The 12,431-nt window shown below is 63.0% G+C and carries 9 protein-coding genes; 6 read left to right on the forward strand and 3 right to left on the reverse strand.

Going from position 1 to position 12,431, the window contains the following annotated elements; all coding sequences use genetic code 11:
- Positions 1–491: 491 nt before the first annotated feature.
- The 3 genes from A8M77_RS35030 to A8M77_RS01835 all read right to left on the reverse strand — a co-directional run bounded on the left by A8M77_RS35030 (position 492) and on the right by A8M77_RS01835 (position 6,927).
- Entirely contained in the window at positions 492–3,014 is a 2,523-nt protein-coding gene (locus A8M77_RS35030) for a hypothetical protein (RefSeq protein ID WP_143694516.1), read from the reverse strand.
- Positions 3,015–3,634: 620 nt separating this feature from the next.
- Positions 3,635–4,522, reverse strand: coding sequence for a hypothetical protein (locus A8M77_RS01830; protein ID WP_086919845.1), 888 nt, complete (start codon positions 4,520–4,522; stop codon positions 3,635–3,637).
- An 8-nt stretch (positions 4,523–4,530) separates the two neighbouring features.
- Positions 4,531–6,927, reverse strand: a complete 2,397-nt coding sequence (locus tag A8M77_RS01835) for an ATP-dependent DNA helicase (RefSeq protein ID WP_086919846.1) — start codon at positions 6,925–6,927, stop codon at positions 4,531–4,533.
- 726 nt (positions 6,928–7,653) lie between these two features.
- On the opposite strand from A8M77_RS01835, the gene A8M77_RS01840 reads away from it, so the two are divergent.
- The 6 genes from A8M77_RS01840 to A8M77_RS01865 all read left to right on the forward strand — a co-directional run bounded on the left by A8M77_RS01840 (position 7,654) and on the right by A8M77_RS01865 (position 12,428).
- Positions 7,654–8,754: a hypothetical protein gene (locus A8M77_RS01840; protein WP_143694518.1), complete on the forward strand. Its 1,101-nt coding sequence runs from the start codon at positions 7,654–7,656 to the stop codon at positions 8,752–8,754.
- Complete coding sequence (locus A8M77_RS01845; RefSeq protein ID WP_086919848.1) at positions 8,747–9,175, forward strand: hypothetical protein; 429 nt, start codon at positions 8,747–8,749, stop codon at positions 9,173–9,175. The genes A8M77_RS01840 and A8M77_RS01845 overlap by 8 nt, the downstream gene beginning before the upstream one ends.
- 15 nt (positions 9,176–9,190) lie before the next feature.
- Complete coding sequence (locus tag A8M77_RS01850) at positions 9,191–9,760, forward strand: hypothetical protein (RefSeq protein WP_086919849.1); 570 nt, start codon at positions 9,191–9,193, stop codon at positions 9,758–9,760.
- Between the two features lie 85 nt (positions 9,761–9,845).
- Entirely contained in the window at positions 9,846–10,754 is a 909-nt protein-coding gene (locus A8M77_RS01855) for a hypothetical protein (protein WP_158100868.1), read from the forward strand.
- A 5-nt stretch (positions 10,755–10,759) separates the two neighbouring features.
- On the forward strand, positions 10,760–11,668 hold the full coding sequence (locus tag A8M77_RS01860; protein ID WP_086919851.1) for a hypothetical protein: 909 nt from the start codon (positions 10,760–10,762) through the stop codon (positions 11,666–11,668).
- A 64-nt stretch (positions 11,669–11,732) separates the two neighbouring features.
- Positions 11,733–12,428, forward strand: a complete 696-nt coding sequence (locus A8M77_RS01865) for a hypothetical protein (protein WP_086919852.1) — start codon at positions 11,733–11,735, stop codon at positions 12,426–12,428.
- Positions 12,429–12,431: the final 3 nt, after the last annotated feature.

Below are 12,431 nucleotides of genomic sequence, written 5' to 3' on the forward strand. Positions count from 1 at the left end.
ATCGAAGCTCTCGATTTTTCAGGGATCGACGCCAAGGTCATTCGCATGGATGCCGAAGAATGCAGCTCGACCACCGCTCGTCAAATGCCTTGTCGATCCACAACTCCTGATTGCGAAGGCCGACTACTGCGGTTCCTTCATCGTCGCCATTCCGCCGCTTGCATTTAGATGGTTCACAGGACGATGGGACCCGTCAGCCTCAATGGTGTGAGCATCGAGGTAGATCTGCTGAATCTGCTGGAAGGGGTAGGTTCCGGAGCGGATTCACGGCGGCAAGGATCAGAGCAGCCGGGCTGCTTGATTGTGCTCCAGTCATCAGGGCGCAGGGGAAAGCTCCTTCGTGTGATGCAGGCGCCGAGCCAGAAAGTCTTCAACCCGTTCTCGGAAGCCGAGGTAAACCGTAGTTGACCAAGGCCATTCGCGGGGAGATCAAGTCAGCGTAGGAGATCAAGGGCGGTCGTCGCATCCATGAGACTGATTCTCGCTTGCGTCTACTGATCGCCGTCTAAGCTATCACCCCAGCTCGATGGCGGCCGCCGCATCGGGATCGTCACCGACGATGCTGAGGCTTCATTCCGGTGATCTGCGGCATCGCTTGCTCGCGCCGCGCCATGAGCCCGAAAGCTCGTGAGATCCTCTAAGACCAATTGATCGTAGCCAAGTCTTCCGAGCGATACTGAGAATGTTCCTGTACCTTCCCGCACGACAACTAGAGGTAGGTGACTGAACTGTTTTGCCGCATGCAGTACATGAGTACTGCCCCGTGCGGTCAATCGGACACAGGTAAAAGGTCTTTTGTCTCGCGGGGATTTAGGGGGGAACGGCACAGGTGCAGACACCGAGCAGAAGTTCTGAAGGGGAGGAATAGAGAAGGGGATCGTTACGTCTGGAAAATCATTCACGATGACACGAATGGCCCTCAGGCTACTGACGAGCGTCGCTTGGTCGGCAGCCGGCTGCTGAATGTACGCCTGTAAAGCGGCTCTGAGTAAGTCATCGAATAGAAAAGCTATCAAATCAGCTCTATCGTCGACTCTGGTTTGAGCTTCAATGCTTCGTTTTAGGATTTTGCTTTGCGCGGCAACCAGTTGAGCTTCTGTGGCCTGTACCTCAAAATTAAACATGCGAAGGCTTCGGCGAGCGTCGTCCAACTCCGAATGCAGCCTTTGAAGCCCGGAGCTACTGCTGCCGGCAAATAGTCCTTCAAACTGCTGCCATTCGTTGTAGGCCCTGCCAACTTCCTTTCCAGCTTGAATATAGCTGTCTTGCAACAATGCAACTCCTACGGAGGACAACGCTCCCGTTATCCGGGAGACGGAATCCACCATGTCTTGCAACGTTGGATCCTTGTTAAGCTCAGTCTTGAGTTTTTCGATAGCAGCTTGTAGAGCGTTAACGCGGCCAAGCAGTCGGTCGCGTTGCTGAGTGATCTGTTGCCGCAATAGTAGTGTGTCGATATTTTGTAATTCGACAATAGCGTCGGTTAAGTTTTCATTTATCGAGGCTAAATCAGTTGCCAAACTCTGGTATGTCAACTGCTGATTTAGGTCGCCTGGAATGTGACTGTATATTCCCCCAACGGTTATGAGGTAATTAGATAATGTCGTAGGGCGCAAGGCCTTGAATCCGCAAATTTTTCTGACATATTCAAGCTCAGAGTCGGTAAAGGACACGAGATCGCGCTCGGTGCAATCCAAGTTGTCGAACAAATCGTTCGCTGCCGGAGGAGTATCAGGCGGTGGCTGAACTTGCAAAGAAGCAGGTACCGCCGTTAGAAGGCTTGATTGCAAAGAACGGAGGTGGGCAAGAAGATACTGATCGAACTGCCTTCTGGGGGAAACGTTGATTCTTTTGCCCGCGGCGTTCGCGTCAGAAGCTAGCTGTTTTGCATCGAAAGCGTTTAGCGAATGCGAGGTAATTGCTGCGACGGCAGCGGAAAGTGCGGCATTGAAGCTCAAGCCGCGAGCAAGGCTGAATGCACCGTCTGCTCCCAATGCTGAGGCAACCGCCGGACCTTCCGCGTTGAAAGCAGGTGCCCCGCGGGCTCGGGACGCATCTACCGTTCTAAGCGTTCCAGTCCTGAGGCGGAAATCCTGAGGAGGCTTTCCTCCGCGTACATTCGTGACGGCTTGTATCAACTGCCGTTGGCTCTCGATGTTAGATTCGCCGACCATGAAAATGGACACGTTGCCAGCATCGCCGCCGGCCGAAGGGAGACCGGAGAGGCCGCCGCGCTCAGTGTCTGCGCAAGAACCCCGAGGCAGGCAAGGCACAAAATTGGCGCCTGCTCCCCCGCGGCCCCCTTTTAAACCGGCAGCATTTAGCATAGCGCGATAAATTACATCTGACGGATCGCCATCCGGAATTGGAACGGGATCAAAACTCGCAAGACAGAGGTCGCAAAACTCTAGAGTTCTTGCAATAATGACGATATCTCCGGATCGCGAAATATCTCGGGGCACTACTGGCGCATCCTCGCTTTGTGTGGGGTAACTCGGAAAAGGAAGGGCTTGAATCATTCCCGAAGGCAGCTGAGGCGCCCGCCGCTGTTTTTTCAAGGTGGCGTTATTGTATCGCTCGAGCAAGGTTTTCCCCGCCGGGGCGCTGAAAGTGTATGTCTTTGTAGCAGTGTCGTAATTCTCCGTCCAAAAATAAAGGCGGTCGAAAGCAGCTAGGATGTTCGGCCATTCAAGGACATATCCTTGCTGGCGCTCGTTGCCACTAACTGCCCCGCGCCAGTACGTCTCTGAGAACTCGAAGTAAACTCTAGAGTCTATCGGGGCATTGATGCGGACCGTGTTCGCCATCAGGATTATGTTGCCCCCGTTGCTCATTAGCGGCGAGTCGATTGTGATCGTTTCTGAAAGCCAAACGACATCTTTTTTTGTCACCGTGGGGGTGTAGTAGCCGTCATAGTTGCTAAGGGCGATTTGCGTAAAAGGGTATTCGCGAAACGCCTCATACTGTGCTGAGAAGCAAACGAATGGCGCCAAGCATAGAATGGCACCGATCAAACATCCTGTAAGTGATTTTGGGTGCACGACGTTCTTACTATTTGGGCTCGCCGCAAACTGGGGAAGTGACGTCCGTGCATGAAGTGCAAGCCCCGTCGTCTGCATAAACACACTCTTCCCGGTATCCCCCGTTGCAGGGTCCGATGTAGCATATCGTCCCCGGGGTTCCAAATGGCCTCAAATTGGCGAGTTTCGCCCGGGCCAGTGTTTCCTTGAGGCGAGAAGCAGGAATGGGTTTACTCTTCTTCTCCAAGTTAAGGTTTGGTGGGGGTGCGGCACGTTGAGCGTGCACTTGACCGCACAGGCAGAACGCAAGCCCCAGTAATGTCGCATGAGCGACTTGTAATGAGGCGGTGAAATGGCTGGTGGCGGGTTCCTGCGCCAGCTGCCAGCCCTTTAATTCGTCCGGATCAATGCCTCGACGGACCCGGGAGGCAGAAGCGGTTGCGTGTTCGACAATGGGAACGCCCATGGAACCCCCGTGGTGTAGGGTGCGATGCTAGACCTGAGTCGCTTCCTCGACAACTGCATCACCAGTGAAACGGTCTGAGCCGGTGCAGGTCAAGGGTGGGAAGAGAGCTTTGTCGCCCGATGACTAGCTATGACGTGAAGGACGCGCTTCATCTTCTCGAGTGAAGCGCGAGGCCGGGCAGCGTTGCGATGTTCCCGATGCGGGCGGCCGCCATCGAGCCGGGGTCGTATTCGGGCAAGCGGTCCCTGGTGTGCTCCAGGCCTCTGGCCAGGAAGTGCTCAACGGGCTCTCGGAAGCCGACGTACGCCACCCGGCGGCCGTCCTCCGGCACGATGAAGCTCGCCTCCGGGCATGCCGGTATACCCAGTGAGCGGGCCACGGCCAGGGACGCAGCGTTCGTCGTGCGCGCCTGGATGTTCACGAACGTCGGGAGCGGCGCGCCCTCGAGCACCTGGTGGTCCATGCATTCCGCCACCGCGCAGTAGGCGAGCAGGCGGCTCAGCCCGGCGCCGCGATGGCTCGCCGCGACCCCGTAGCTGACGTTGATGCCGCGAGCGCCGTCGCGCGATTTGATCGTGCCGGCCCAGCCGGATGCCACGACCCGGCGGGCTGCCGTTGCCGAGAGGGCGTTCATGCGCAGCATCGACCCGTCGTAGCGCCAACCCACGCGCGCCATGACCGCCGCGATGTTGGGCCCGATCAGGTCGTCGTAGGCGACGCGGCTCGCACCGCTCTCCTGCTGCGCGAATGTGATGTCGAAGGTAGGGTGCCGAGCGAGTGTGATGCCCGCTCCGGTCATGCGATCGACCAAGGGTGCTGCATCGGGCTCCGAGCGCCCGCACACGAGCGTCGCCCGGTCCATGTCGAAGCTCAGCTGAAGCCGCACCCCGTCCTGGTTGACGACGTCGACGAACCGGTCACGGGCGATGAGCGCGGCGAGCCGCGCCTCGGGGATGCTCGCGCCGAGGACCTCGAAGCCGTTCGGGTCGGTCGGATCGCAGGCCGTCCGGACTTCTATCTGGGTATGAGCAGCCATGATCTTGCTTAGCCCTTGGGCCGAACCTCATCCGCGCTCGCGTCGTCGATGTTGCTGAGCGTTTCGGCCAGCTTTTCGTTCACGCGCTCCACGAGCGTGGTGTTCCGGGCGGGCAGCTTCGTTGCCGCGATCCGGCGCAGTTCGGCGTCGTCGCCGTAGATCCAGAGGCCTTCGCGCGCGCGGCTGGCGCCTGTCAGGAACATGTTCGCGTTCATGAATGAGGCCTGGCCGGGCGTCATGACCAGCATCACGTCCTTGTACTCGCTGCCCTGGGCCATGTGCACCGTCGCGGCGTAGCTGTGCTGCAGATCCTTGAGCGAGTCGCCCGGGAACTGGATGAAGCGTCCGTCGTCGAGCTTGATGACCACGTACTGCGGGCCGCGGTGCTTCGGATCGCTGTGGGGCTGGAAGCGGGTGATCGTCCCGGTATCGCCGTTGACCACGCGGACGTCCATGCCTTCCTCGTCCTCGCCGAGCGTCATGTTGTCGCGGATCACGATCCGGTCGTTCACGTGCAGGGAGGCGGTGCCCGGGATCTTGATCGCGTGCGGGTTCAGCAGGTCGCGCAGGCGGGCATTCGCGTAGTCGGTGCACCAGGTGGGCTCGTCGGCAGCGCCGCTGCGACGCGACATGAGCAGCACCACGTTCTCGATGCCGTTGGCCTGTGCGCGTTCGACGTACTTGGCGGCCACCGACTCGAAGTAGCGATCCGCCGGCGGCAGGCCGTGGGAGAAGGTGACCCCAGGGCCATCCTCGCACGCGAGCGAGTACTGGCGGATCTGGTTCACGGTCTCCAGGATGGCCCCGGAGTTGCGCTTCGTGGCGGTCAGGTGATGGTGGTCCACGCCCGGCAGGCGAATGATGTCGCTGAGCACGCGGCCGGCGCCGATGGAAGGCAGCTGGCCGGCCAGGCCGTCGACACCGGGGTCGCCCAGAATGATCAGGTGCGCATCCGGCCCCAGGGCAGCGGTGGCCGCCTCGAAGAGAGACAGCGTCGGCATCGTGCCTTCGTCCACCACGAGGATCTGGCAGCCGAGGGGGCTGTTCCGGTTGACCATGAAGCCGCCCTCGGGGCTGCCCTTCAGCAGAGAGTGCAGGGTGGAAGCCGAGTAGCCGTTGCGCTCGACGCGCGCGGACAGGACCTTGGCGGCCTTGCCGGTCGGGGCGGAGAACGCCCAGTCCTTGTGGGACATCATGGCGCTGAACACTTCCATGATCGCGGTCTTGCCGCAGCCCGGACCTGCCGTCACGACGTGCAGGCGCGATTCGCTGGTGGCGATGCCGTAGAGGGCCTTCATCTGGTCCTCGTCGAGCTCGTAGCCCAGCAGGCGCTGGCTCACCTCGATGGCCTTGGTGCGGAACTGCTCGTAGGTTCGCCGGCGCAGCAGGGGCTTGGCCGACACGAGCATGCCGTGCAGATCTTCGGCCAGGCGGACCTCGGCCTCGAAGAGCTTGGCCGGGTAGATCCGGCGGTTGCCCTGCTCGTCTTCCTCGATGCGCAGGTCGCCGCTCTCGGTTGCGTACTCGATCAGCGTCTCCAGCGAGATCATCGGCTCGGTCTTGGCCAGGCGGTTGCGCAGCTGCGGCTCGCCCACAAAGACGTGGCCGGCCGAGTCGCATTCCTCCATCACGAGGAAGGAGGCGAGGGCGGTCAGGCGCACCGGAGCGTCGCGAGGGATGTTCAACGCCTTGCCGATCGCGTCGGCGCTGCGGAACCCGTAGCCCGGGATCGTGCGCATGGGGCGGTACGGATCCTTCGCGAGCAGGGCGGCCGCCGCCTCGGTGATCGGACGGGAGTCGTCCTTGAGCTTCTTCGCCTCCGAGAAGAGATTCATCGCCAGCAGCTTCATCGCCGAGGCCTTCAGCTCGCGCAGCGCGCCGAACTTGGTAGCTAGCATGCGTTCGATGTAGGGGACCTCGGGCGAGTCAGCGAGCGCAGTCGGGTTGTCCGAATCGGCAGGAGGGGTGTTCTTGTCCCCGAAGCTGGTCTTCCGGTTGGAAACCGATTCGAAGGTGACAGTCCACGGCTCGTTGACGAGCTTCAGCCGCAGGGCCTCCAGGCCCTCTTCACCGCCTTCGTCCTTGACCTTGCTGAGATACTTCTCGGCGAGCTTCTTGCCGATGCCCGAGAAGTTGGCGGCGATGAATCGCGCCATGGATTGGACGTCGGGCTGGATGTGCGGCTCGAAGCTCACGACATCGAGCTGCTGTCCGTGGCTCGGGTGCACCTTCATGCGTCCGGTCAGGGCGTACTCGAGCCCTTCCTTCAAATGCGCCACGGCCGAGCCGGTGATCTTCAGGGACTCGCGCTCCTGCGTGTCCATGTAGCCGACTGCCCAGTCGCCGTAGATCGCGACGCTCTTGACGATCCCCACATGGATCTCGTCGGGAGCCGGTTTGGCCATGCCGCCGAAGCCCAGCGGAAGCGTCGACTCGCTGGCGGACGCCTTGAACCCGAAGCCGAAACCCTTCGGTACCGGGGCGGCCGGCGCAGGCGCGGTCAGGTCGTCCAGCTCTTCCTGAGCAGAGGCAAACGCCGGCGCCGCGGGTGCCGGGGTAGGTGCCGGTGCGGTCGGGGCGGAGGCGGGGGCGGCGGACGGATCGATGGCTTCCGGGGCGGCAGCGGGAGCAACAGGGGCGGCGGCCGGCCCGCGGCCGAACGAAAGAGGGCGGAATCGGAATGCCGCCGGTGCAGCGGCAGCCGGGACGGCGGCCGCTGGAGCGGGGGTAGGCGCCGGCGCGGAGGCCGCGGAGAGTGCTGCTGGTGCCTCAGCCGCACCAGGGAACCGCAAGCCCAGCGGCCGGGCCGCGGGCGCAGGAGCCGTTGCCGGCGCCGGCAATTGGGCGCGGGCCGAAGTGGACGCCGGAGCCGCAACCGGAACCGGAGTGGGGGCGGGGGCGGGCGCGGGCGCGGGAGCGCGCGTGGGCCGACGGAACGGTGCGAAGCGCAGAACGGCGGGAGCCGGGGCAGGCGCTCGGGCCGGTGCGGTTTCCGCGTCGGGTGACACGCTTGCTGACGTCATCGCCATGGTGAAAGCTCCAGAAAACAAAAGAAACGACTGGCCCGTAGCATAGTAATAATGCAGACAACTAACTGAATTATTTTGCGTTGCTGGAATATGCGCACATTCATGACCACCACCACGAACACGACGACACCCAATGACCCGCGCATTCAGCGCGTCCTCAACGCTGCGCAGCAGCACGGCGAGAACGACGATCCCGACCACGAGGTGGGCGACCTGCAGGACGTTCTGCGCGCGGCCTGGTCTCTCTTGACGCTGGAGCAGCGAAACCAGGTCATGGCAGCCGCAGAAACCGTGGAAGTCCTGCGTGCCGGGGACGACTTCGTCGAGGTCGCGCAGTTGCGGGCCTACTTGATGAACCAGAGCGGCGTCCACCGGGTCCAGATCGAAGTGATCCGCGATGGCGCTGGCGATGAGCCGACGGTGTCGTCGCTGAAGCTATTCGACGCGTCGGGCGACGAGCTCGACGCGGCCGAGAGCGACATCGATACGCATGAGCTGAGGATGGTGGCGAGGCGGCTCGACGCCGAGTTGCTGGGGGCCATGCCGCCCCAGTCCGTCGAACCGGCATGGGTCTCGACGCTCGACTGGGATCTCTTGAACGATGCCCTGACCCACTCGGTACGGATTGAAGGCATCGATCGAAACATTCAGCCCTTGCGATGGCGCGATGCATCCGCCGCCCTCGATCGTCATCTGCTTCCTGAGACTGGCGACGGCTGGCGCGAGGAGCGCGTGGTTGTCATGGAGCTGCAGCCGGCGCTCGGCCATGCGATGCCGCGCTGGGCGGAGCTCACTCTGAATAGCACCGCGTTAGAGCAGCTTCGGCAGGGTCAAGAGCTGACGCTGGGCACCTCCGCGTTGCCTGTCCGTGCCGGCGGGGCCGCCAAGGGGAAAGCGGCTTCGGCCCATTTCAGAGAACCACAACTCCTCATTCGCGATGCCGGCGAGAGTGTGCAACTGGCCGGCTTCAACGAAGAGGCCTGGCCAATGAACAGCGGCAAGGTTCCCTTGCGGCTCTTCCTGCAATGGGTCGACACCCGGCCGGCGGGCGAGACCCTGTTCGTCTCGGAGGAGGGCGAGCTTCTCAATTACGACCAGGACTTCAGACGGCACAGCCTCTGGGTTGATGAGTACCACAAGTCGATCGCGCCTGGCCTGGAAGAGCCAGAGACTGAATTCGACGGGGAGCGTCCCCGTGGCTAAGTCCTGGCAGGAAATCCAGGGCTCGCTGAAGGGCCAGCGCGCCGGCATGCGGCTCTTGCTCAAGCACGACGGCGTGGCGATGGTGATGTTTCGCTACAAGGGCGAGTACATCAGCGCCGAGCTTCTCAACGCGGCCGGCAATCCTGTTCGGGAGATCACCCAGAAGGAAGCGGACAACCTGCGTCACATCGCCGCGTCCCAGCTATCTGCGAATCCGGGTGGTGCCGAGCTGTGGCAGCGCTGCGCTGGGGTCCTGGAATGGCTCGTCGACGGCGACGTGACGATCGCGCACCGCAACTATCCCGGCAGCGAGCATGACCTGGTGATGGGCGAGGACCTCCGCGAACTCGCGGCCCGTGCATCCATGCCCGCAGAAGACCAACCCGAGCCCGAGGCTGAGCGCCCGCGCATGTACGCCTGAGAGCGAGATCCCATCATGAGCAACAACGATTCCGCGCGCGACAGCGTGCTCAAAGCAACGCTGGCCGCCCTCGGCGAGTCGGCGCCCAAGCCCGGCACGCCTCGCTATGGCCACCTTCAGGTCCAGATTGCGGTGCTGCTGGAGGATGGCAAGGACGACAACCCCCGGTTCCTCTCCGGCCAGGTGCGCGACGCGCTCATCGGCGCTATCGCCGCACACCGGCGCGAGGCGGACGACGTCGTGGACATCATCATGAACGGGCACCACGGCCTTGCCTATGCCAGCGACGAGCACGTCATCGAGGCCGCGTTGGACCTGACCTACGAGGACATCCTCGCCGCTGGCCTCGAATCGCCCGTCCAGGCCGTCGGCTCCTTGAGCGTGAATATCCTGGAGTCGCTTTCGAGCCCGCAGTCCGTGGACATGGTGCTGCGAGGCTCCTTTGATCCCACGAATCCGGACCTCGGCCTGCTGGGAAGCCTCAACGCAGAGCTGACCCGGCGCGGCATGGCCAACCCGTTCGAGGCCGCGGTCGCCGAGGCGATCGCCGAGGAGCTTGGCAGGACGGAGGCGGCTCGTGGCTGATCCCGCAACCCAGATCGCCCATCTCAACAAGGCTGTCGAGTTCGCGCACTACCTTGCGAAGGGTGCGGAGCGCTTCATCGATGCGGTGAACGCCAGAGACGCCATCCTGGTTCGCATCGACGACGGTGAGGAGGTCGACGAGGACCTCGAGGCAGCCCTGGCGCGCGCACAGGAGGCGGTCGGCGAGTTCGCCCAGGGGCTTCGCAGCGATATCTACGAGTTCAAGAAGCGGGCGGATCGCATCGGCACTGTGGATGCCCAGGCCGCTGCCCCAGCTGCGCCCGCGCCATCCCCCACACCGGTTGGGCCTGCCGTTCCGAGCGAGCAGGCCGCCGCGCCGAGTTCCGCCCAACCAGGCAGTCTCGCCGAAGTGCCCGACTATCTGCCGGCGGCGCAGCGCGGTGCTGGCCTGGTCACCTACTGGCTCTGGTACGGCAAGGAATGTGTGAGCACTGTGCGCATGCCTCCGGGCACCGGCGCTGTCGACGTGCGCAACGAGGCCGCGAAGGGCGCCGTGATCTTCTGCGACCGGGCGCGAGGCGAGACGCCAATCGAGCACACAACGAAGATCATGCATTCGACGGTGAAGGTCTATGACGACCGGCCGGCGCAGGAAACCATGCGCCGAGACCTACCGTTCGAGTTCCGCGGCTTGTTTCCGAACGAACTGCCGTTCCTGGAGCTCACGTTCCGCAGCGCCGAGCCCGAGAGCTTGGCCGACGTGCACGTGCGTGACATCGCCCTGGGCCTGCAGAACGTCGCCCTGGCTGAAGGCCTCGAAGTGAGCTTCAGGTCGAGGGAAGGCGCCCAGCGCCTGGTGCACATCGAGAGTGAGGAGCGCGAGGCCATCGGGCGCGTCGAGCTTGCTCTGAAGGCATACCTCGCCGAGCGCGGGGCTGAATTGGTATCGGAGTTCGGGGTTGGATACGTCCGCCTCGACCCCAACCAGGCCGAAGCCGAAGCCGAATCCGAAGCGGAGCGCCCGAAGGGCTGACCGAGATGACTCAACCAATACCCAACTTTCTGGCTGGCACTGCGCTGGCTGAGGCACGCGCGGGACTGCGCGAAAAGCTGATCACCGCCGGTGTCGTCACTGTGCGCTTCATCAGTGAAGCGGCGAACGATGGTGGGTTCTGGGCATCGCAGGCCGTGCTGGCCAAGAGGGACGGAGCGGTCGAAGCGGACCCTTCCCTCAATGCGCTCGTCACGCGCGTGTTGTCGGCCCTGGTCGACGAGCGTGTACCCGGCTGGAGCGCAGGAGATGGTGGCCGCAGCCAGATCGATTGGGCTGTCGAAGTGGATGCCATCGATCATCGGCACTACGACAACGTCAAGTTCGAGCGGCAGCGCGTCCTCGGCGCGGAAACCTCGGCCCACTCGTCGACGATCCTTGCGGACAACGCGGTCGCGGCGGTGCAGCTTGCCCTGGGCGGCGTGGCGCCCACAGATCGGGCGACTATCCAACGCTTGCGCGACGGCCTCGTGGTTCTGGTCGACCGCACGCGCACGGACCAGGCCCGGTTCCTGACTGACGCGCAGCGAGAACTTCTTGTCGAGGGGATCGCTGGCACGCGGACCGTTCATGGCCATGAGCAAGAGTGGATCTCGGATGTCGTGCGACACGGCTATCACGGCTACGAGCATGCGCCCGACGCTGAGCTGGTGCAGAAGCTCGCCACGGAATCGCTGGACGACGTCATCGAGGGCATCTGCGGCCCGCTGCACATCGTCGGAGGGAGCGACCAGGAGCAGAGCAAGCGCCATTCGCTGATCGAGTTGTTCTCGATGCCTCAGAGCCGTGAGGCCCTTGAGGCTGTCGCCGAGACCTGGGGCGACGCAATGCTCCAGTCTCTTCCTGAGCCGGAAGAGGACGAGGAGGCTGTTGGCCTGGAGGCGCCCGCCGCATGACCGTCCCAGCCATGACCGCACGCAACCGAAGCGCTTCGAAGCAGGCGCCCTCAACTGGAGAACCATGCCCATCTTCGTCAAGGCCGTGCCCGGGAAGCCCTACGGCAATACGCCGCGTGTCTGCCTCCAGATCGAGAGCGGCTACCGAGCTGGCGAGCGCCTCGACCACCACTGGCTCAGCCGCTCGGAAGCAGAGAAGTGGGCACGCGAAACCGGCTACATGGTGCTTGATGCCGATGCCCGCGCGTCGACCGCACTGCTGGTGAACCTGTTCGAGACTTTCAGCGACTTCCAGTTCGAGGACCGCGAGATCAGCGGCGCCGACCTGGTGGACGATCTCGGGGGCTGGCTGCGCAAGCACAAGGCTACCGTGGGGGGCATGGCCGCACCTGAAGCTGATCCCGGGTCCGAAGTGCTGAAGGAGCTTTTCCGGCTGTTCCGGCCTGTGCACAGCGGCGACGGCGACGTGAACGGCGGCGACCTGGTGAGCAACTTTGGCGAGTGGCTGCAGGACGTGCAGGAAAAGATGCCCGCCATCACCGGGATGCCTTTCGTCCCGAAGGTTGCGAGACACCCGGATCGCTCGGAATACTGGAGCGAGGCAGGTGGCTGGGGCGACCTTGCGAGAGCGACGGCCTACTTCGTGAACGCTCCAGCCGGCCTCAAGCGAAACGTTTTTCGCGAATGGATAGCTCTGGAGCTCGCGGTCGAGCTGGAAGCTGATGCAGAGATCGAAGTCGACGCAGGCCCGCGGGGCTGATCG

The organism is Variovorax sp. JS1663, from assembly GCF_002157355.1.
GTDB lineage: Bacteria > Pseudomonadota > Gammaproteobacteria > Burkholderiales > Burkholderiaceae_C > Variovorax.

Excerpts from the sequence above, each read along its gene's own strand:
- A8M77_RS01865 (WP_086919852.1), top strand. The coding sequence starts at position 11,733 with ATGCCCATCTTCGTCAAGGCCGTGCCCGGGAAGCCCTACGGCAATACG.
- A8M77_RS01835 (WP_086919846.1), bottom strand. The coding sequence starts at position 6,927 with ATGGCCAAACCGGCTCCCGACGAGATCCATGTGGGGATCGTCAAGAGC.
- A8M77_RS01850 (WP_086919849.1), top strand. The coding sequence starts at position 9,191 with ATGAGCAACAACGATTCCGCGCGCGACAGCGTGCTCAAAGCAACGCTG.
- A8M77_RS01860 (WP_086919851.1), top strand. The coding sequence starts at position 10,760 with ATGACTCAACCAATACCCAACTTTCTGGCTGGCACTGCGCTGGCTGAG.
- A8M77_RS01830 (WP_086919845.1), bottom strand. The coding sequence starts at position 4,522 with ATGGCTGCTCATACCCAGATAGAAGTCCGGACGGCCTGCGATCCGACC.
- A8M77_RS01840 (WP_143694518.1), top strand. The coding sequence starts at position 7,654 with ATGACCACCACCACGAACACGACGACACCCAATGACCCGCGCATTCAG.